This is a genomic window from Blastococcus goldschmidtiae, assembly GCF_031845325.1.
GTDB classification, from domain to species: Bacteria; Actinomycetota; Actinomycetes; order Mycobacteriales; family Geodermatophilaceae; genus Blastococcus; species Blastococcus goldschmidtiae.
The window spans coordinates 126,596-145,653 of record NZ_JAVREI010000002.1; the positions used below are offsets into that span (position 1 = coordinate 126,596).

Annotated in this window: 15 protein-coding genes; 10 read left to right on the forward strand and 5 right to left on the reverse strand. The window is 74.6% G+C overall.

The genetic code is table 11. The features are described 5' to 3' along the window. Positions 1-69: 69 nt before the first annotated feature. Together RM425_RS05370 and RM425_RS05375 are read left to right on the forward strand one after the other, a co-directional pair. Complete coding sequence (locus RM425_RS05370; protein ID WP_311344442.1) at positions 70-279, forward strand: phosphoketolase family protein; 210 nt, start codon at positions 70-72, stop codon at positions 277-279. A 70-nt stretch (positions 280-349) separates the two neighbouring features. After that, complete coding sequence (locus RM425_RS05375; RefSeq protein WP_311344150.1) at positions 350-1,276, forward strand: universal stress protein; 927 nt, start codon at positions 350-352, stop codon at positions 1,274-1,276. A 61-nt stretch (positions 1,277-1,337) separates the two neighbouring features. Here the strand turns inward: RM425_RS05375 and RM425_RS05380 are convergent, their stop codons facing one another. From RM425_RS05380 to RM425_RS05390, 3 genes are all read right to left on the reverse strand, one after another. Next, positions 1,338-1,742, reverse strand: a complete 405-nt coding sequence (locus RM425_RS05380; protein WP_311344151.1) for a cupin domain-containing protein — start codon at positions 1,740-1,742, stop codon at positions 1,338-1,340. Positions 1,743-1,926: 184 nt separating this feature from the next. Continuing rightward, positions 1,927-3,201: a lipopolysaccharide biosynthesis protein gene (locus RM425_RS05385; RefSeq protein ID WP_311344152.1), complete on the reverse strand. Its 1,275-nt coding sequence runs from the start codon at positions 3,199-3,201 to the stop codon at positions 1,927-1,929. 67 nt (positions 3,202-3,268) lie between these two features. Beyond that, positions 3,269-4,600: a glycosyltransferase family 4 protein gene (locus RM425_RS05390; RefSeq protein ID WP_311344153.1), complete on the reverse strand. Its 1,332-nt coding sequence runs from the start codon at positions 4,598-4,600 to the stop codon at positions 3,269-3,271. Positions 4,601-4,612: 12 nt separating this feature from the next. Here RM425_RS05390 and RM425_RS05395 point away from each other — a divergent pair, with 12 nt between their 5' ends. From RM425_RS05395 to RM425_RS05425, 7 genes are all read left to right on the forward strand, one after another. Beyond that, positions 4,613-5,341, forward strand: a complete 729-nt coding sequence (locus tag RM425_RS05395; protein ID WP_311344154.1) for a class I SAM-dependent methyltransferase — start codon at positions 4,613-4,615, stop codon at positions 5,339-5,341. Positions 5,342-5,561: 220 nt separating this feature from the next. After that, the gene (locus RM425_RS05400; protein WP_311344155.1) at positions 5,562-6,530 is read left to right on the forward strand and encodes a porin PorA family protein; all 969 of its coding nucleotides are present in this window, start codon (positions 5,562-5,564) and stop codon (positions 6,528-6,530) included. Between the two features lie 20 nt (positions 6,531-6,550). Continuing rightward, positions 6,551-10,789, forward strand: coding sequence for an alpha-(1->3)-arabinofuranosyltransferase (locus RM425_RS05405; protein WP_311344156.1), 4,239 nt, complete (start codon positions 6,551-6,553; stop codon positions 10,787-10,789). Positions 10,790-10,817: 28 nt separating this feature from the next. Next, positions 10,818-12,020 carry a DUF4185 domain-containing protein gene (locus tag RM425_RS05410; protein ID WP_311344157.1) on the forward strand — a complete coding sequence of 401 codons (1,203 nt, stop codon included), beginning with the start codon at positions 10,818-10,820 and terminating at the stop codon, positions 12,018-12,020. Positions 12,021-12,102: 82 nt separating this feature from the next. Continuing rightward, positions 12,103-13,422 carry an MFS transporter gene (locus tag RM425_RS05415; RefSeq protein WP_311344158.1) on the forward strand — a complete coding sequence of 440 codons (1,320 nt, stop codon included), beginning with the start codon at positions 12,103-12,105 and terminating at the stop codon, positions 13,420-13,422. An 87-nt stretch (positions 13,423-13,509) separates the two neighbouring features. Further along, positions 13,510-14,256, forward strand: coding sequence for a class I SAM-dependent methyltransferase (locus RM425_RS05420; RefSeq protein ID WP_311344159.1), 747 nt, complete (start codon positions 13,510-13,512; stop codon positions 14,254-14,256). Between the two features lie 11 nt (positions 14,257-14,267). Beyond that, positions 14,268-15,833, forward strand: coding sequence for an FMN-binding glutamate synthase family protein (locus RM425_RS05425; RefSeq protein WP_311344160.1), 1,566 nt, complete (start codon positions 14,268-14,270; stop codon positions 15,831-15,833). Positions 15,834-15,865: 32 nt separating this feature from the next. On the opposite strand, the gene RM425_RS05430 is transcribed toward RM425_RS05425, so the two are convergent. Further along, positions 15,866-16,522, reverse strand: coding sequence for an FMN reductase (locus RM425_RS05430; protein WP_311344161.1), 657 nt, complete (start codon positions 16,520-16,522; stop codon positions 15,866-15,868). Next, positions 16,519-17,679, reverse strand: a complete 1,161-nt coding sequence (locus RM425_RS05435) for an LLM class flavin-dependent oxidoreductase (RefSeq protein WP_311344162.1) — start codon at positions 17,677-17,679, stop codon at positions 16,519-16,521. Before RM425_RS05435 ends, RM425_RS05430 begins: the two co-directional genes overlap by 4 nt. Before the next feature lie 349 nt (positions 17,680-18,028). Between RM425_RS05435 and RM425_RS05440 the strand changes: the two genes are divergently transcribed. Beyond that, the gene (locus RM425_RS05440; protein ID WP_311344163.1) at positions 18,029-18,967 is read left to right on the forward strand and encodes a hypothetical protein; all 939 of its coding nucleotides are present in this window, start codon (positions 18,029-18,031) and stop codon (positions 18,965-18,967) included. Positions 18,968-19,058: the final 91 nt, after the last annotated feature.

The window sequence follows — 19,058 nt, forward strand, 5'->3', positions numbered from 1 at the left end:
GCTCGTGAGCGTCCGGGAGGTGGCCATCTCCACGCACCCGACGTCCGATGCCGTCCCACCTCCGGCCCGCTGGGCCCCGACGAGCTCGCCGCCCTCGACGCGTGGTGGCGGGCCGCCGCCTACCTCTCGGTGGGCCAGATCTACCTCATGGGCAACCCGCTGCTGCGCGAGCCGCTGCGACCGGAGCACGTGAAGCCGCGGCTGCAGGCCACCGGGGACGCCCACCGCCCTGGACTTCCGGAGATCCGGCGGCAGGTCCGGGAGCTGCTGGCCGCCTGACCGGCCCTTGTGCGACGGGGGCGGACCGGGGGAGCCTCGGGCAACCGATCGGCGAACGGCAGGAGTGGTCGTGGCGCACAGCGAACAGGGCGGCGCGGAGCGGACCGTCGTCGGCGTGGACGGCTCCCCCGGGGCGCGCGAGGCGCTGGTGTGGGCGCTGCGGGACGCCGCCCGGCGGGGGACGTCCCTCGAGGTCGTCAGCAGCTTCCCCGTGGAGCTGCGCCTGTCCGACCCCTTCGTTCTCGACGAGGCGCAGCTGGAGTCGGTCCGGGAGGACACGTTGCAGCGGGCGCGTGCCCAGGTCGAGGAGGTGCGCGCCGAGACCGGGCAGACCGGCGTCCCGCTGGACGTCCTCGCGGTGGCCGGGCCGCCGGCGCAGATGCTGCTCGCCGCCTCGGAGGACGCCGGCCGGCTCGTCGTGGGCAGCCGGGGGCGCGGCGCCGTGCGCAGCCTCGTGCTCGGCTCGGTCGCGCTCCGCTCCGTCACCCACGCCCGCGTGCCGGTCGTCGTCGTCCACGCGGGTGCCGACGAGGGGCGTGACGACGGCCCGCCGCGCGTCGTCGTCGGCCTGGACGGCTCGGAGGCGTCGGGGATCGCGCTGGAGCGGGCGGGCCGCGAGGCGGAGCTGCTCGGCGCCGAGCTGGTGGCCGTGGCGGCCTACTCGGTGACGGGGTACTGGAGCGACGCCTACGCCGTCGCCCTCCCGCCGCCGGAGCAGCTGGCCGGCGAGGTCCGGGGCGTGGCCGAGCAGCAGGTCGCCGAGGCCCGGGTGCCGGACGGGGTGCCCGTGCGGATCGAGTGCCTGGAGGGGCCGGCCGGCGACGTGCTGGTCGAGGCCGCACAGGGCGCCCGGCTGCTCGTCGTCGGCGGGCACGGGCAGGGTGCGGTCCGCGGACTGCTGATGGGGTCGGTGGCGCTGCACTGCGTGCTCGCCGGGCGGTGCCCGGTGATGGTCGTCCCCGGGTCGGGGACGAGCGGCCGGCACGTCCCCGCCTGAGCGGCCGGGACGCGCCGGAGGGCCGCCGTCACGGGAACGGCGGCCCTCCGGGCGTGGTGCGTCAGTCCGACGTCGGCGGCTCGTCCTTGCCGGCCTCCTCGAGCTCGTCGGCCTCCTCCTTGGTCTGGTGCACCGCGCCGTCGGCGTGCTCCGGCGGGCCGTAGACCGTGTAGAGGATGAGCGGGTTCTCGCCGGTGTTGACGAAGTTGTGCTTCGTGCCGGCGGGGACGACGACGAGGTCGCCCTGGGCGACGTTCTTCTCCGAGCCCGAGATGATCGCCTTCCCGGTGCCGCTGACGAAGGTGAGGATCTGGTCGATGTCCTCGTGCGTCTCCTCGCCGATCTCCCCGCCCTTGGGGATCGTCATGATCACCAGCTGGGTGTTCTTGCCGGTCCAGAGGACCCGGCGGAAGTCGGGGCTCTTCTCGGCCTCGGTCGCGATCGTGTAGTGGATGACGGACGCCATGGACGGCGCTCCTCTCGTCTCGGCTCGTCTGCTGGGCGGCCCACCGGGAGCGACCCGACGGGCGACTGTGCAGGTCCTGCCCGCGGAGCCGGGGGAGTAGTCCTCCCTCGCCCGGTTCGCTGATCTTCCCGGGGAGGTGGAACCGCCGGTCGTGTCGTCGCGGGAGGCGGTCGGCGGGGACCGCTCAGCCGGTGGCGGACCTGGAGCGGCCGAGGAAGGGGAGGCCGTGGGAGTGCCACAGCCGGAGCAGCCCGGTGCCGACCAGGAGCACGCTGGCCGCGACGGCGATGCCGACGATCGTCAGCACGGTGAGCCCGTCCCGGACGGCCAGCACCTCGACGGCGACGGCCTCCAGGGTGACCGCGCACCAGACCGCGACCGCCGCGACGCGGTCGGCCGCGGCGATGCCGGAGTAGAGCAGCAGCTGGGCCAGCGCGAACAGGGTGCCGAGGATCGCGAAGACCCAGGTGGCGCCCCCGAGGGCGTCCCCGTACTCCGCGCCGCCCACCAGCGGGAGGGCGCGCGCGCCCAGGACCGCCGTGGCGGCGGTGACGGTGGCCCCCACCAGCGCGACGAGGGCGGCGGCCACCGGCAGCAGCCGCCGCCGGCCGCCCGCGTGCGCCAGCCGGGGCAGCAGGACGACGCTGATGCCCTGCGGGAGCCAGAAGGCGACCTTGGCGAAGATCGAGGCGACGGCGTACTCGCCGGCGAGCTCCGCCGGCAGGTGGTGGCGGGCCAGCAGCAGGTCCAGGTTCACCATGAGCACCAGGCCGAGCAGCGCACCGGACGCCTTCGCGGCGGACACGATGTGGGGGCGCAGGCCGCGGGCGAAGCCAGGCCGACCCGAGAAGGTCCAGCCGACGACGGCGGTGCCCGCGCACCCCACCGCCATCCCGATGAGCGCCGCCTCGGGCGTGCCGCCGACGACCAGGCCCGTGATGCCGCCGCCGGACTTCAGCAGGCCGAACGTGGTGTTGACCAGGGCCAGCCGGCGGTAGCGGCGGGTGCCCTGGAGCAGCCCGTCGTAGCCGCCCACGAGCGTGTGCGGGACGAGGACGGCGATCAGCCACAGCACCGTCGTGGGGCCGGACAGGTGCAAAAGCGACACCAGCGGGGCGACGGCGAGCAGCCCGAGGACGCCGACGGCCGCGGCGCCCATCCACGTGGCGGTGTGCAGCCGGGCGAGGACGGCGGGCCTGTCCGCGGGGTTCGCGCCCAGGGTGAGCGCGGCGGAGGTCTGCAGCCCCGTCGCCGGCACGACGCCGATGAACATGACGCCCAGCAGGGCGGCGAGCTCACCGAACGCCTCCGGGGCGAGCAGGCGGGCCGCCACCACGGTCATGACGTAGGCCAGCCCGTTGACGCCCAGCAGCGCGAGCGAGACCAGTGCTGCCGGCACGGCGGCCTCGCGCCGGCGGCGGGCGGCGCTGGGTACCGGCGGGACCTCGACGGCGGTCATCCCCGCACCCCGCACCGAGGGCCCGGGAGGACCGCTCGCCGCCGGGTGTCCGGGGAGCCGCCCCGGATCACGGCAGTCCTGAGGAAGCGGGTTCCCGGAACGGTGCGTTTCCGGTCACCGACGCCTCGAGGCGGGCGGCCGGCTCGCGGGCCGGGTCGCCGGTGCTGTGCTGGATGCCCTCCAGCCGGGCGACCAGCTCCGCGGCGCCCTCGCGGACGCCGGGGCGGGGGGACTCGCGGACGGAGCGGGCCAGGACCCCGGCGAACTCGCGGACGCTGGCCGACCACTCGAAGGTGGCCGCGTGCCGCACCGCTGCCTCGCCCATGGCTCGGCGGGCGTCCGTGTCGTCCAGGAGCCGGGCGACGGCGTCGGTCATCTGGTCCAGGTCGTCGACGAGCAGCCCGCTGACGCCGTCCACGACCGACTCCTGCAGGCCGCCGGAGGAGTGGTAGCCGACCGTGGGCACGCCGTGGCCACCGGCCTCGATGACCACCATGCCCCAGCCCTCCTTGATCGAGGGGCAGACGAACACCCAGGCCGCGGCCAGCTGCTCGTGCTTGCCGGTCTCGTCGAGGAAGCCGAGGAACTCCACGCGGTCGGCGACGCCGAGCCGCTCGGCCTGGGCCCGCAGGGTGTCCTCCCACCAGCCCTCGCCGACGACGGCGAGGGTCAGGTCGGGCCAGCGGTCGCTCAGCCGGGCGAGGATCTTCAGCGAGTGCTCGACCTGCTTGTGGGGCACGAGCCGGCCCAGCGTGATCAGCCGGGGGGACTCGGAGCGCGGCGTCGGCACGTCCACGATCGGCTCGGTGCCGACGGGCACCAGCGTGATCCGCTCGGGGGCGATGCCCAGGCCGGCCATCTCCCGGCCGGTCGCGTCGGAGATCGTCACGTAGGGGACCCGGCGGTAGACCTTCGGGGCGACGACGGACTCCAGCCACCAGCCGATGCGGCCGCCGATCCGGCCGAAGACGATGGGCCACTGCTCCTTGTGCACGTGGAAGACGACGGTGGTCACCGGGGAGCGGGTCACCAGGGTGCTGCAGAAGGGGATGCCGTTCTGGACGTCGACCACCAGGCGCGGCTTGTGCCGCCGGACGAAGGCCATGGCCCGCGGGTAGATGCTCAGCCGGCCGCCGCGCCGCACGATCCGGACACCGTTGACGGTCTCTTCCCTCGGTGCGCGGCCGTGCTCGGCGCAGAACAGGGTCACACGGAGCCCGGCGGCAGCCAGACCCTCCGCGATCCGCTGCACGTACCGTTCCGATCCGCCGCCCTCCGGGTGGCTGACATCACGCCAGTTCACGAAGAGAACATCGATGTCCGTCGTTCGGTACAACACCCGCGGCACACTAATGCACCCGAGCGGCGGCTTCGACCCGCAACGAGGCCCACGACCCATTGGAGTACACAGATGAACCGATCGGCCACCCTTTCCCGGTCGGTCTCGCTCTTCCAGGCCTTCCTGCACGAGCAGGACGATCCGCAGCGCTTCTACAGCGTGCTGGCCGCCGATTCGGTGGCCCAGCTGTCCCGCTGGGTCGACCTCTCGGGTGCCAGGGTGCTGGACGTGGGCGGTGGTCCCGGCTACTTCGCGGACGCGTTCCGCGGTGCCGGTGCGACGTACGTCGGCCTGGAACCGGATGCCGGCGAGATGGCCGCGCGCGGGGAGCCGGAGCCCGGCACGCTGCGGGCGAGCGGCGAGGAACTGCCCATCCGCACCGGCGCCGTCGACGTCTGCTACTCGTCCAACGTCCTCGAGCACGTGCGGCGCCCCTGGACGATGGCCGACGAGATGGTGCGGGTGACCAAGCCGGGCGGCACCATCTACCTCTCCTTCACCCCCTGGCTCTCGCCGTGGGGTGGGCACGAGACGGCGCCGTGGCACTACCTGGGCGGGCACCGGGCCCGGCGGCGGTTCCGGAAGAAGACGGGTGCCGAGCCGAAGAACAAGTTCGGGGAGTCGCTGTTCGCGGCGTCGGCCGGCGCCGCGCTGCGCTGGGCGCGGGCCTGCCCGGACGCCGAGCTGATCGCCGCCCTGCCGCGGTACCACCCGTGGTGGGCCACCTGGGTGGCGCGCGTCCCGGGCCTGCGCGAGTTCGCCAGCTGGAACATGCTGCTGGTGCTGCGCCGGAACAGCTGACCCCGCCTTCCCCGCCGGGCACCCGCGTCACGGACGCAACGACCGGCCCGGGAGAGCCCGGGAACCGCCTGCGTCCCGCGCGTCCCCGGCGCCTCCCGGGCGTGTCGGTGCGGGGCCGGATCCGGGCCCGGGTGCCGGGGCGTCGTCCGCCGTGGGGTCGACGACGTCCCGTACCGTCGATGTCCGTGCCGCGCGAGCCGTAGCGGCGAGGGGGAGCTGCATGCGGGCGCGTGTCGTCGGGCTGGCCGGAATCGGCCTGGGAGGTCTCGCGGTCGTCGCGTCGGTGACGGCGGGGTCCTGGGTCCCGCTGCTGCCGGTCCAGCTGCCGCTGGACGAGAGCTTCGGGACCGAGGCGCTCGGCCGGGAGGTCACCTACCTGGACCCGGTCACCTTGGCCCCCGTGACCAGCGAGGACGTCGCGACGTCGGTCCGGGTCCGCGGCGACGAGGACACCGGTGCCGCCGGTGACCGCACCGCCGTGTGGGAGTACGTGTCGGAGACCAGCGACGCGGACGGGACGCTGGTCGCCACGAGCACCACGCTGGTGTGCCTGGACCGGTGGACCGCCGAGGCCGTGGACTGCGCCGGGGAGTCGGTCGACGGAGAGCCCACCGACATCCGCGGGCTCACGGTGCGTTTTCCGGCCGACACCGAACGACGCGACTACGATCTCTGGGACACCACGGCGAGGCAGCCGTTCCCCGCCCGCTTCGAGGGTGTCGAGCGCCTCGACGGCCGGCAGGTGTACCGCTTCGAGCAGGAGGTCCCCGAGCAGGTGATCCGCTCGGTCCCCGTCCCCGGACGCCTGGTCGGTTCCCTCGAGGACGAGGTCTTCGCCGACGTCGTGCACAGCAGCACGAGGACGGTGTTCGTCGAGCCGCTCAGCGGTGTCGTCGTGTCCGAGGAGGAGAGCCCGGTGACCGCGCTGCGTGGTCCCGACGGCACGTCCGGAGCCGTGCTCCTGAGCGGGACGTCCTCCTGGTCGGAGGCCTCCGTCCGGGAGGCGCTCGCCCGTGCCGAGGACGTCCGCGACGAGCGGGCCGACCTGCGCACCGGCGTGCGGTGGGCCGCGGCCGGCACCGGCGCCGCGCTCCTCGCCCTGGGCGCACTCCTGGCGACCCGGCGCAGCCCCACCCAGCCCCACGACGCGCAGGACGAGCCCGTTCGGGTCCCCGTCCCCAGCGCCTGACGACAGGGGCACTGCTGCACATGGCGACGATGGTCACCGGCACGTCCGCCGCACCGTCACCGGCGGACGACGCGTCGGGGGGACCGCGCGAGCCCCTGACGGGGCGGGTGTGGACGTTCCTGCGGCGGTGGCGGCTGGCGCTGGTCTGCGCCGGCTTCCTGGTGCTGGCGATGCTGCAGGCGCCGGGGGAGATCCTCGGCGACACGAAGTCGGACCTGGTGGTCGACCCGCTGGCGTTCCTCGGCCGGGCGCTCACGCTCTGGGAGCCCGAGGGGGCAGCCGGCCAGATCCAGAACCAGGCCTACGGCTACTTCTTCCCGATGGGGCCGTTCTTCGCCCTCGGGCAGCTGGCCGGCATCCCGGCGTGGATCGTGCAGCGGCTCTGGTTCGCGGCGCTGATGAGCGTCGCCTTCCTCGGCATCGTGATCCTGGCCCGGCGGCTGCGCGTCGGGACGCCGGCGACGGCGCTGGTGGCCGGGATCGCCTACGCGCTCTCCCCGCGCATGGTCAGCGCGGTCGGGGCCCTCTCCATCGAGACGCTGCCGCTGGTGATCGCGCCGTGGGTGCTCATCCCGCTGGTCGGTGCGGCGCAGCGAGGCTCCGCGAGGCGGGCCGCGGCGCTGTCGGGCCTGGCCGTCTTCTGCGTCGGCGGTGTCAACGCGGTCGCCACCGCGGCCGTCCTCCCGCTGGCGGTCCTGTACCTGCTCACCCGGCCCGCCGGGCCGTTCAAGCGCCGGCTCATCGCCTGGTGGGTGGTCGCAGTCGGGCTGGCCACCGCCTGGTGGGCCGGCCCCCTGGTGCTGCTGGGCCGGTTCGGCTCCTCGTTCCTGTACTACATCGAGACGGCCGACGCCACGACCGGTCCGACCGACGTCCTCAGCGTGCTGCGCGGGACCACGCACTGGCTGGCGACCCTGGCCTTCCCCTCGGGTCCGAACTGGCCGGCCGGCTGGGCCCTCGTGCACGAGATCGTCCCGATCGCGGGCACGGTCGTCCTGGCCGCGGCCGGGGTGGCCGCGCTCTGCCGCCGCGACATGCCCGAGCGCACCTGGCTCGTCCTCGGCCTCCTGGCCGGCGTCGGCCTGGTGTCGCTGGGCCACCTCGCCGGCGTCCAGGGGGTCCTGGCCGAGCAGCTGCACGACTGGCTGGACGGTCCGCTGGCCCCGCTGCGCAACGTGCACAAGTGGGACCCGGTCGTCCGCCTGCCGCTGGTCCTCGGCCTCGCGCACCTCGGTGGTGTCGCGCTCCGGCGGGTGCAGCGCGCCCGGTCCGAGCGATCGGCTCCCCGGAACCGGCGGCGGGGCGCGGGAACCGTCGCCTCGCGTGCGGTGCTGGTCGCGCTCGTCCTGGCGCTGGTGGCCTCGATCTCCCCGGCGCTGGCCGGCCGCCTCGCGCCGCCCACCGGCTTCACCGACGTCCCCGGCTACTGGCAGGAGACGGCGGACTACCTCGCCGCGCAGCAGCCCAGCGGGCGGGCCCTGCTGGTCCCCGGGTCGTCCTTCCCCCAGTACGAGTGGGGGACGCCGATCGACGAGCCGATGCAGGCGCTCGCCGAGTCGCCGTGGGACGTCCGCAACGCCATCCCGCTGACCCCCGAGGGCCACATCCGCATGCTCGACGCGATCGAGGCAAGGCTCGAGGTGGGCGAGGGGTCCGAGGGCCTGACGAGGTACCTGGCCCGGGCCGGCATCTCCCACCTGGTGCTCCGCAACGACCTGGACACCGGCACGGCGGGATCCACCCGCGCGGTCCTGGTGCGCCAGGCGCTGCGGGAGTCGCCCGGCATCCGCCCGGTCGCCACCTTCGGGCCGGTGTCGGCCGAGGACGACGTCAGGGACGGCACCGTCGCCGACGCGGGGCTCGACGAGCCGGCGCCGGCGATCGAGGTGTACTCGGTGGCCGACGTCGTGCCGGAGGCCTGGACGGCGCCGATGTCCTCCGTGGTCACCGTGCACGGGGGCCCCGAGGCGGTCCTCGCGCTCGAGGACCGCGGGCTGGTCACCGAACGCCCCACCCTGATGGCCGGCACCCCCGGCGCCCCGCTGGAGCCGGCCATGGTCAGCGACGCGCTGCTCCGGCGCGAACGCAACTACGGCCGGCTGATCGGGGCCACGTCCGGCGGGTTGTCCGACGAGGACCCGCTGCGGATGGACAACCCGGCGCGCGACTACGTGATCCCGGCGCTCGGTGCCGCGGAGACCGTGATCGAGTACCTGGGCGGCACCCCGACCGCGTCCAGCTCGGCCTCGGACCCCGACGGCTTCACCCCTGCCCGGGTGGACACCCAGCCCTGGGCGGCCGTGGACGGCGACCCGCTGACCGCCTGGCGGCCCGCCCCGTGGAACGAGAGCGGCGAACCCCCGTGGTGGCGGCTGACGACCGAACGGCCGATCGCGGCCGGGGAGATCATCGTGTCCCTCGGCCAGGAGCCCGGCGTGGCGCGACCGGCCGAGCTGCGCATCACCACCGACACCGGAGAGCTCGTCGTGCCGGTGGCCGACACCGGCGAGGAGCAGGCGCTGCCGTTGCCGGAGGGCTTCGCCTCGCAGGTGACCATCAGCCCCCTCGCGCCGGCGGACGCCCCGGGAGCCCCCGGCTTCTCGCTCGCGGAGGTCCGGGTCCCCGGGCTCAACGTGCACCGCTCGGCGGTCACCCCGGTCGCCGGGCCGGTCACGGCGTTCGCCTTCGACACCCTGCGCGGCCGGCCGGGCTGCGTGACCGGCGCCGAGGACGTGTCCCGGTGCGCCCCCGGGCTGGTCAACGGAGCCGAGGAGGCGGTGTGGCTGGACCGCGGGTTCAACACGCCGACCTGGTTCGACTACGAGATCTTCGCGACCGCGGTGGCGCGCCCGGGACCGGCGCTCGACGACCTGCTCACCGAGATCCGGGGTGCCCCGGAGGTGGCGGCCAGCAGCGCGCCGGTGGCCGACCCGCGGGGCAGTGCGGTGGCGGCCGTCGACGGTGACCCGACGACGTCCTGGCTGGCCGGAGGCGACGACCGCCGGCCCACGCTGGAGCTCACCTGGCCGGAGCCCCGCACGGTGGACTCGCTCCGGGTGGTCACGACCCCGGGCCTGGCCGCTGCCACGCCGACCGCCGTCACCGTCGATCCCCCCGGTGGTCTGCCGCGCACCGTGCGGCTCGCCGAGGACGGCACCGCCCGGTTCGCCCCCGTCGTCACCGACCGGTTGGCGGTCACGTTCCTGCTGCCCGAGGAGGTCGAGTCCATCGATCCCTTCACCCGCTGGGAGCAGCAGCTGGGCGTGGGCGTCAGCGAGCTGGAGATCGGCGGCCCCAACCCCGTCGCCGGGCCGGACACCCCCGTCGTCCTCGAGTGCGGCGCCGGGCCCGAGGTGCGGGTCGACGGTGCGGTGCTGCTGACCACGGTCCGGACGACCCTGCGCCAGCTGGAGTCGCAGGACCAGCTCGCGCTGGAGTTCTGCGACGCCGTGCCGACCCTCCGGCTACCGGCCGGTGAGCACCGTCTGCTGGCCCGGAGCAGCGATGCCCTGAGCATCGATTCGGCCACCCTGCTGCGGGTCGGGTGGCCCGCGGACACCGACCGCGGGGACCGGGAGGCGGCCGAGACCACCGCGTGGGAGGCCGAGCACCGCGCGGTGCAGGTCGGCGCCCGCAGCGAGCCCACGTTGCTGGTGATCCCCGAGAACACCAACCCCGGCTGGCGGGCGACCCTCGACGGGGAGGTCCTCGGCCCGGTGGCCGTCGACGGATGGCAGCAGGGCTACATCCTCCCGCCCGGGGCGGCGGGGACGGTGGAGCTGGACTTCCGGCCCGGCCCGTACTACCGCGCCGCGCTCGCCGTCGGCGCCGGACTGGTGCTGCTGCTGGTCCTGGTGGCGGTGCTCCCCGCGCGCCCGTCGCGGGAACGCACCCGCCGTGGCCCGCGGCTCGGCGCAGGCCTGTCGGCGGCTCTCCTCACCGGCTTCGTCGTCGGGGCGGCCCTGCTCGGCACCGCACTCGTCGGCGGCCCGGTCGGGCTGGCCGCGCTCCTGGGCCTGTGGCTCCTGCGCTCGTTCCTGCCACGGACGGCGCCCGCGGTGCTCGGGGGTGTGGCGGCCGGAGCCCTCCTCGTCGCCGGGGCCCTGCTGCTCGCCGATCCCGACGGCACGGGCGGGGCGCGCCAGCTCCTGGCCGTCGTGGCGGTGTCCGCGGTCGTGGCGGGGGTCCTGCCCGAGCTGCCCCGCGGCCGGCTGCCGGGCCACCGCGGATCGCCCGGGACCGCGGTGCCTGGCCGATGAGGTGGCATCCATGAGGCACCATCGGGGTGTGCTCCGTCGAACTGCCGCCGTGGTCCCGGCGCTCTGTCTGGTCCTGACCGGCTGCCTCCGCCTCGAGGCGCCGGCGCCGGACGTCCAGCCGGGGCGGGAGGCGCCTCCGCTGCTGGAGGTCGAGCCGGCCGGCGACGCCGACACGGCCCGGCTGGAGCCGAGCTGCCCGGCGCCCGAGCAGCAGACCCCCGTGCTGTCGGCCGACCAGCTCAACCAGATGGTCACCGATTCCGACCTCCCGTTCTGGCAGGCGGCCGACGTCGGCGCGAGCGCCGTGCTGAGCGACGGACGCGTCCTCTGGGTCTTCGGGGACACCTTGCGCAAGAGGCCGACGCGGCCGCAGCTGATCGACAACGCCGTGGTGGTCACGTCCGGGACATGCATGTCCCAGCTGGTGACCGACGACCTCGGAGCGGTCTTCCCGCGGGACCCGGGCGAGCTGAGCCACTGGCCCATGTCGCTGGTCAGGCTGGAGCCGACCGAGGCCCACGGCGAGGACGTGCGGGACGTCGTCGCCGTCTACCTCTCGCGCATCCAGCGCGGGGAGCGGCAGTGGGACTTCATGTTCCGCGGCACGTCGGTGGCCGTCCTCGAGGTGGGGGCCGACGGAGTGCCCCGGCTGGCGAGCATGCAGCACCTGACGCCGGACAGCGTGTCCTTCGACCAGATCAACTGGGGCGCCGCGGCCGCGGTCGACGGGGACTGGCTGTACCTCTACGGCACCCGTCAGACCGGCGAGGCCAGCGTCTACGGCCGGGAGCTGTACGTCTCGCGCGTGCCGGCCGACGAGCCGGCGAACCCGGCGGCGATGATGTACTGGGACGGCTCGGAGTGGCAGCCGGACGCAGGCCGGGTCGTGCCGATCATGGGTGCGGTCGACGGGACCTCGCAGACCCTGTCGGTCGACCTCGTGGACGGCACGTGGACCGCGATCTCCAAGCGCGGTGGCGACCTCGCCGACGAGATCACCATGTGGACCTCCGACCAGCCCTACGGGCCCTGGACGGCGGCCGAGGTGGGCCGCTCGCCGAGCGGTCAGGACTCCGGGAACCTCCAGTACACCCCACTGGCCCATCCCGACATCCAGACGCCCTCGGGGCGCCTGCTGGTCTCGGTGTCGCGGAACACCACCGGCCTCGAGGAGCTCGTCAAGTTCCCCCAGCTGGGGCGGATCCTGTTCACCGAGGTCCCCCGCCCCTGACGGCAGGCCGCCGGGCCGGCCCGGTGAGCGACGTCACCGCCGGCGCCGGAAGATCGGCGCCGTGTCCGGTGTCAGGACAGTCATGACCTCGGCCACGCCTGCCCGCGCCTACGCGGTCTGGGGCGTGGCCCTGTTGTCCTACGTCGTCGCCGTCTTCCACCGGGCGTCCCTCGGCGTGGCCGCCGTCGACGCCCAGGAGCGGTTCTCCGCCGGCGCCTCGGCGGTCTCGCTGTTCCTCGTCCTCCAGCTGGCCGTGTACGCGGGCCTCCAGATCCCGGTGGGCGTGGCGCTGGACCGGTTCGGGTCGCGGCGGCTGATCCTCGCCGGTGCCGTCACGATGGCCGCCGGGCAGCTGGTGCTCGCGCTGGCCGGAGACGTGCCCACCGCGGTGGCGGCCCGGGTGCTGGTCGGCGCCGGGGACGCGATGACCTTCATCAGCGTGTTGCGCGTGGTCTCGTTCTGGTTCGCCGGGCCGGTGATCCCGCTGCTCACCCAGCTCACCGGCATCCTCGGCCAGTTGGGCTCGGTGCTCGCGGCCTATCCACTGGTGGCGCTGCTGCACGGCACCTCGTGGGAGGCGACCTTCCTGGGCGCCGCGGCCACCGGCCTGCTCGTCGCGGTCCTGGTGTCCGTCGCGTTGCGGGACGCACCCGGTGGCACGGTCCGCGCCCCTGCCGTGGGCCTGGCGGAGCTGCGCCGCACGCTGGTGGACACCTGGCGGGAACCGGGCACGCGCATCGGGCTCTACACGCACCTGGTCACGCAGTTCTCCGGCACGGTCTTCGCGCTGCTGTGGGGCTACCCGTTCCTGGTGGTGGGCCAGGGACTCTCACCGGGGACGGCGGCGGGCCTGCTCACCCTGCTCGTCCTCGTGGGCATGGCGGTCGGTCCGCTGCTCGGCCGGTTGTGCGGGCGCTGGCCGTTGCGCCGGTCGATCCTGGTGTTCTCGATCCTGGGGGCCACCGCGACCACGTGGACCGTCGTGCTGCTGTGGCCGGGGCGCGCGCCGCTGCCCCTGCTCGTCGCGCTCGTCGTCGTGCTGGGCACGAACGGTCCGGGCTCGATGATCGGCTTCGACTACGCCCGCACGGAGAACCCCGCCGAGCGGATGGGCAGCGCCAGCGGCGTGGTGAACGTGGGTGGCTTCGTCGCGTCGCTGCTGACCATCCTCGGGATCGGTGCCGTGCTCGACCTGCTCACGCCGGGCGCCTCGGCCGACTACGAGCTCAGCGCCTTCCGGGCGGCCTTCGCCGTCCAGTACGTCTTCTGGGCCATCGGGCTGGCCGGCGTCCTGCGGCACCGGCGCGAACTGCGGGCGCGGCTGGCGCGCGACGGCGTCGTCCTCGCGCCGCTGGCCACCGCGGTGCGTGCCCGCCTCCGGGGTGGTTCGGCGTACCCCTGACCAGCACTGCGACCGGAGCCACACGGAGCCCGATGGCTCCCGTCCGGTACCGTCCGCCTCCCGAGGGGTCACGACAGCGGCGGTGCGATGAGTTTCGAGCAGGTGCGCAAGGACTGGATCACCCTGGGGGGCGAGGACCCGCTGTGGGCCGTGCTCGTCGCCGAGGGCAAGCGGGGCGGGCGCTGGGACACCGATGCCTTCCTCCAACTCGGCCGCGATGACGTCGCGAGCGCGCGCAAGCAGCTGTCCGCACTCGGGTTGCCCGCGACGTGGGATCGCGTCCTCGACTTCGGGTGCGGCACCGGCCGGCTGAGTCAGGCGTTGGCCGAGCACGCCGCCGAGGTCGTGGGGGTGGACGTGTCGCCGCCGATGCTGGACAAGGCGCGCAGCTTCGACCGCAGCAGTGGCCGGGTCACGTTCGTGCTGAACCAGCATCCGGACCTGCGGGCCTTCCCGGACGCGTCCTTCGACCTGGTCTTCACCGAGCGGGTCCTGCAGCACCTCCCGCCCGAGGCGCTCGAGACCTACCTGACCGAGTTCCTGCGGGTGCTGCGTCCCGGCGGCGTGGCCTGGGTGCACTGCACGACCCGACCGACCTGGTCGTTCCGGGGCTTCGTCTGGCGCGCGGCGCCGGCCCCGGTGATCCGCTGGGCCCAGCGACGGCTGCTCGGTTACCCGGCGCCGATGAGGATGACCGGGGTGTCGGAGAAGAAGGTGGCCGAGCTCGTCGCGATGCACGGCGGGGCTGTCGTCGACGCCGTCGCCGTCGCCGAGCCGGAGTCCCACTGGCAGGCGCGGCGCTACGTCATCCGGCGGGGGCACGCCACCGGGTGAACAATCCGTCCATGAAGCGTGCTGCCGCTGCCGGCCTGTCCGCCCTCGCGGCGGTTGCCGCCCGTGACCTGCTGCAGCGCGAGCACTCGCTGCTCCGCAACTACCCGGTGATCGGGCGGGCGCGGTACCTGCTGGAGTCGATCGGCCCCGAGCTGCGGCAGTACCTGGTGGCCGGCAACAACGAGGAGCGCCCCTTCACCCGCGACCAGCGGCGCTGGGTCTACGCCTCGGCCAAGGGCGAGAACAACTACTTCGGGTTCGGCACGGACAACGACCTCGAGTACACCGCCGGCTATCCGGTCATCAACCACCGGACCTTCGGCCGGGCCGTGCCGGCGACGGACGTGCACGCCGGGCGCGGCGCCGACCTGCCTGCCGCCAAGGTGCTCGGCGCGGCCCGCGGGCGCCGGCACGCCTTCCGGCCCGGGTCGGTCGTGAACATCTCGGCCATGAGCTACGGCTCGCTCTCCGGCGCCGCGGTCGAGGCGCTCAACCGCGGCGCCGCACTGGCCGGCTGCCTGCACAACTCCGGCGAGGGCGGTCTGTCGCCGCACCACCGGCACGGCGGCGAACTGATCTTCCAGCTCGGCACGGCGTACTTCGGCTGCCGCGACGAACGGGGCCGCTTCGACCTGGACCGGCTCAAGGCCCTCGTCGCCGGTGCGCCGGTGCGCGCTCTGGAGATCAAGCTCAGCCAGGGCGCCAAGCCGGGACTGGGCGGCGTGCTGCCGGCGGCGAAGGTCTCCGCCGAGATCGCCGCGACCCGCGGCGTGCCCGAGGGCGAGGACTGCATCAGCCCGTCCCGGCACGCCGAGTTCTCCGACGTCGACAGCCTGCTGGACTGGGTCGAGCTGCTGGCCGACGAGACGGGGCTGCCGGTCGGGATCAAGTCCGCGGTCGGCGACATGGCCTTCTGGGAGGAGCTCACCGACCGGATGGCGGCGACCGATCGCGGGGTCGACTTCGTGACGATCGACGGGGGAGAGGGCGGCACCGGCGCGGCACCCCTGATCTTCACCGATTCGGTCTCGCTGCCCTTCCAGCTCGGCTTCGCCCGCGTCTACAGCACCTTCGCCCGCAAGGGGCTGACCGACGACGTCGTCTTCGTGGGGGCGGGCAAGCTGGGGCTGGTGGACAACGCGACCGTCGCCTTCGCGCTGGGCTGCGACATGGTCAACGTGGGCCGCGAGGCGATGCTGGCCATCGGCTGCATCCAGGCCCAGAAGTGCCACACCGACACGTGCCCGACCGGCGTCGCCACGCAGAACGCCTGGCTCACCCGAGGGCTGGACCCGGAGCTGAAGTCGGTCCGGACCGCCGGGTACATCCAGACCCTGCGCCGGGACCTGCTCAAGGTCGCCGGCGCGTGCGGCGTCGAGCACCCGGGGCTGATCGACGCCGGATCGGTGGAGGTGCTCACCGGGCGGACGGCGTCCACGCCGCTGCACGAGGTGTACGGCTACGAGCCGGGCTGGGGGATGCCCTCGGCCGCCGACCGCGCCGCGATCGCCGCGCTCATGACCGGAGAGGCACCACAGGGCGGCAGCGCGCCGCCCTCCGAGGACGCCGTCGGCTGACCCTCGCCCTCAGGTGGAGGGTCAGGCCCGGCTCAGGTGCCGCCACCGCGCAGCAGGTCCTCGAAGGACGTCGTGGGGTCGGCGAAGGGATCCGCCGGCGCGGCGGGCGGTCGACCGGCCACCAGGTCGGCGAGCTCGCCGGCGGCGCGGGTCACGCGGTCGGCGAGCGGGCTGCCGGCGCCGTCCGCGCCGGCCCGGTCGCCCCCGGCCCAGTCCTCCGACGCGGCGAAGACGGCCGTCGGCACGACGGTGGCCCGCAGGTAGGCGAACAGCGGGCGCAGGGCGTGCTCCAGGGCCAGGGAGTGCCGGGCGGTGCCCGCCGTGGCACCCATGAGAACCGGCGTCCCCACGAGGGCGTCGGTGTCCAGCACGTCGAAGAAGGTCTTGAACAGGCCGCTGTAGGAGGCCGAGAAGATCGGCGTCACGGCGATGACCGCGTCGGCGCCGACGACGGTGTCGACGGCGGCGCGCAGCGGCTCGTTGGCGAAGCCGGTGAGCAGGTCGTCGGCCAGGTCGCGGGCGTGCGCCCGGAGCTCGACGACCTCGACGGTCGCGGGCACGCCGCGGTCGCCGAGCGCCGTGACGGTGGCCGCGGTGAGCCGGTCGGCCAGGAGCCGGGTCGAGCTGGGGGTGCTCAGCCCGGCGCTGACGACGGCGATGGTCCTGGTGCTCCCGCCCTGCGTGCTCATCGGATCTCGACCTCCTCGCGGCGCTCGCCCGGCGCCCGCCCGGTCACGGAGTCGCCGTCGGCGTGGACGGTGGAATCCGTGGGTCCGCCCGCGGCCGCGACCCGGGCGGCGTGGGTGGGCGCCTCCGGCACGTGCGCCGGCTTGAGGGCGGCGAACTCCCGGCGGAGGACCGGCACGACCTCCTCGCCGAGCAGGTCCAGCTGCTCGAGCACGGTCTTCAGCGGCAGTCCGGCGTGGTCGATGAGGAACAGCTGGCGCTGGTAGTCACCGACGTAGTCGCGGAAGCCGAGAGTGCGCTCGATGACCTGCTGCGGGCTGCCCACCGTCAGCGGCGTCTCGGCGGAGAACTCCTCGAGCGAGGGGCCGTGGCCGTAGACCGGCGCGTTGTCGAAGTAGGGCCGGAACTCCCGCACGGCGTCCTGGCTGTTGCGGCGCATGAACACCTGCCCGCCGAGGCCGACGATGGCCTGGTCGGCGCTGCCGTGGCCGTAGTGCGCGTAGCGGCGGCGGTAGAACTCGACCATCCGCTGGGTGTGCTCCGGCGGCCAGAAGATGTGGTTGGAGAAGAAGCCGTCGCCGTAGTAGGCGGCCTGCTCGGCGATCTGCGGAGACCGGATCGAGCCGTGCCACACGAACGGTGCGACGCCGTCCAGCGGGCGCGGCGTCGAGGTGAAGCCCTGGAGGGGGGTGCGGTACTTGCCCTGCCAGTCGACGACCTCCTCGGTCCAGAGGCGGCGCAGCAGGGCGTAGTTCTCGACGGCGAGCTCGATGCCGTTGCGGATGTCCTGCCCGAACCACGGGTACACCGGGCCGGTGTTGCCGCGACCCATCATCAGGTCGACCCGGCCGTCGGCCAGGTGCTGGAGCATCGCGTAGTCCTCGGCGATCTTCACCGGGTCGTTGGTGGTGATCAGCGTGGTCGCGGTCGACAACTGCAGCGTGGACGTCCGGGCCGCGATGTGCGCCAGCGTCGTGGTGGGGGAGGAGGAGAAGAACGGCGGGTTGTGGTGCTCGCCCAGCGCGAAGACGTCCAGGCCCACCTCCTCGGCCTTCTGCGCGATCGCGAGGACCGCCTTGATGCGCTCGCGCTCGGTCGGCGTGCGACCGGTGGTCGGGTCCTGCGTGAGGTCGCTGACCGTGAAGATGCCGAACTGCATGACCGCCCCCAGGGTGGTTGAGAATACAACTACCGGACCGAACCGCGCCACCGGGATCGGCATTCCCCGCGCGCTCGACCCGCGAACGGACCGACTCCGCTGGGTGACCGACTCGCCACTCGGCGTCGAACTACGCCGGTGGCAGTTCACGGTCCGGTCACGGCGCCCCGCCCGGCGTCCGCAGTTCTGGCACTGTCCGGATCGATACCAGTGGGGGGCGACCGCCCCGCGCCCGGGCGCCGGCCGGTGCCCGCGGCAGGGGGGGCCCTGGGCTCGAGGGGGCGGCGCGATGGCGGTGCGGACGGATATCGGGGTCGGCGAGCAGGGCGGCGCGGCCGACGGGAGGCCGGTGCCCGCGTACAGCGGGGCGCTGGACTCGATGCTCGGCTCCGCGCCGGTGTTCCGCAGCAGGCTGCGGGGCTACGACCCGGTGGAGGTCGACACCTACGTATCCTGGGCGGAGTCGGAGCTGCGCACCGTGCGCCGTCAGGTCGACGACCTGCTGGGCCGGTTCGGCGCCTGCTCGGCCGAGCTGGAGATCTCCCGCCGCCTGATGGCCGACGCGCCGCGCGGGCGGGTGGTGTTCCCGGTGTCCGACCGCGTGGAGGAGATGCTGCGGCTGGCCGCCGAGGAGGCCGCCGCGCTCATCGACGCGGGTGCGCGCGAGGCCGAGCAGCTGGTCGCCGAGGCGCGCAGCGAGGCCGATGCCCGGCTGCGGAAGGCCCACGAGATCAAGGAGACGGCGGTACGCGCGGCCGACGAGCTGCGCGAGCACGCCCGCAAGCAGCGCGGCGTGGCCCAGGCGATGCTCGACCGTGCCCGGGAGGAGGCCGCCGAGCTCCTGCGGGCAGCCGCCGACGAGCGGGACCGGCTGGCGGCCGAGGCGGCACGGGACCGGGACCGGCTGGCCGCGGAGGCCGCCGGGGAGCGGCGGCGCATCACCGAGGAGGCGACCCGGGCGCGGGAGGAGGCCACGGCCTCCGCCGAGGCGCGGCTGACCGAGCTCCAGGCGCAGGTGACCGACCTGCGCGGTCAGCGCGACCAGGCCCGCCGGTCGCTGCGCGCGCTGAGCAGCCGCATCGGCGAGGCCCTGCAGGCGGTCGCGGCGACGGTGCCCGAAGCGGTCGAGCCCAACGTCGCGATCGAGGGCCGGGAGTACGACGCCGAGCTGGTCGCATCGGGCCCGGCCGACGTCCGGGTCGCCGCGCCGATGGACGCATCGCCCGGCCAGCGCGCCGCCGGCGACGGCGTGGTGCTGCTGCGGCGGCCGGTGCCCGTGTCCTCCTGAACCTGTGCGCCGGGCACGCCGGGCGACCCGTCGGTCGTGCAGGAATGAGAGCCTTGCTGCGAGTGCGGCGTCCAGTCGTCGGAGTGAGCAC

Bases quoted from the DNA above. Each gene is read 5' to 3' on its own strand.
- RM425_RS05415 (WP_311344158.1), top strand. From the start codon at position 12,103: ATGACCTCGGCCACGCCTGCCCGCGCCTACGCGGTCTGGGGCGTGGCC.
- RM425_RS05430 (WP_311344161.1), bottom strand. From the start codon at position 16,522: ATGAGCACGCAGGGCGGGAGCACCAGGACCATCGCCGTCGTCAGCGCC.
- RM425_RS05380 (WP_311344151.1), bottom strand. From the start codon at position 1,742: ATGGCGTCCGTCATCCACTACACGATCGCGACCGAGGCCGAGAAGAGC.
- RM425_RS05420 (WP_311344159.1), top strand. From the start codon at position 13,510: ATGAGTTTCGAGCAGGTGCGCAAGGACTGGATCACCCTGGGGGGCGAG.
- RM425_RS05435 (WP_311344162.1), bottom strand. From the start codon at position 17,679: ATGCAGTTCGGCATCTTCACGGTCAGCGACCTCACGCAGGACCCGACC.
- RM425_RS05385 (WP_311344152.1), bottom strand. From the start codon at position 3,201: ATGACCGCCGTCGAGGTCCCGCCGGTACCCAGCGCCGCCCGCCGCCGG.
- RM425_RS05400 (WP_311344155.1), top strand. From the start codon at position 5,562: ATGCGGGCGCGTGTCGTCGGGCTGGCCGGAATCGGCCTGGGAGGTCTC.
- RM425_RS05425 (WP_311344160.1), top strand. From the start codon at position 14,268: ATGAAGCGTGCTGCCGCTGCCGGCCTGTCCGCCCTCGCGGCGGTTGCC.
- RM425_RS05405 (WP_311344156.1), top strand. From the start codon at position 6,551: ATGGCGACGATGGTCACCGGCACGTCCGCCGCACCGTCACCGGCGGAC.
- RM425_RS05390 (WP_311344153.1), bottom strand. From the start codon at position 4,600: ATGGGTCGTGGGCCTCGTTGCGGGTCGAAGCCGCCGCTCGGGTGCATT.
- RM425_RS05395 (WP_311344154.1), top strand. From the start codon at position 4,613: ATGAACCGATCGGCCACCCTTTCCCGGTCGGTCTCGCTCTTCCAGGCC.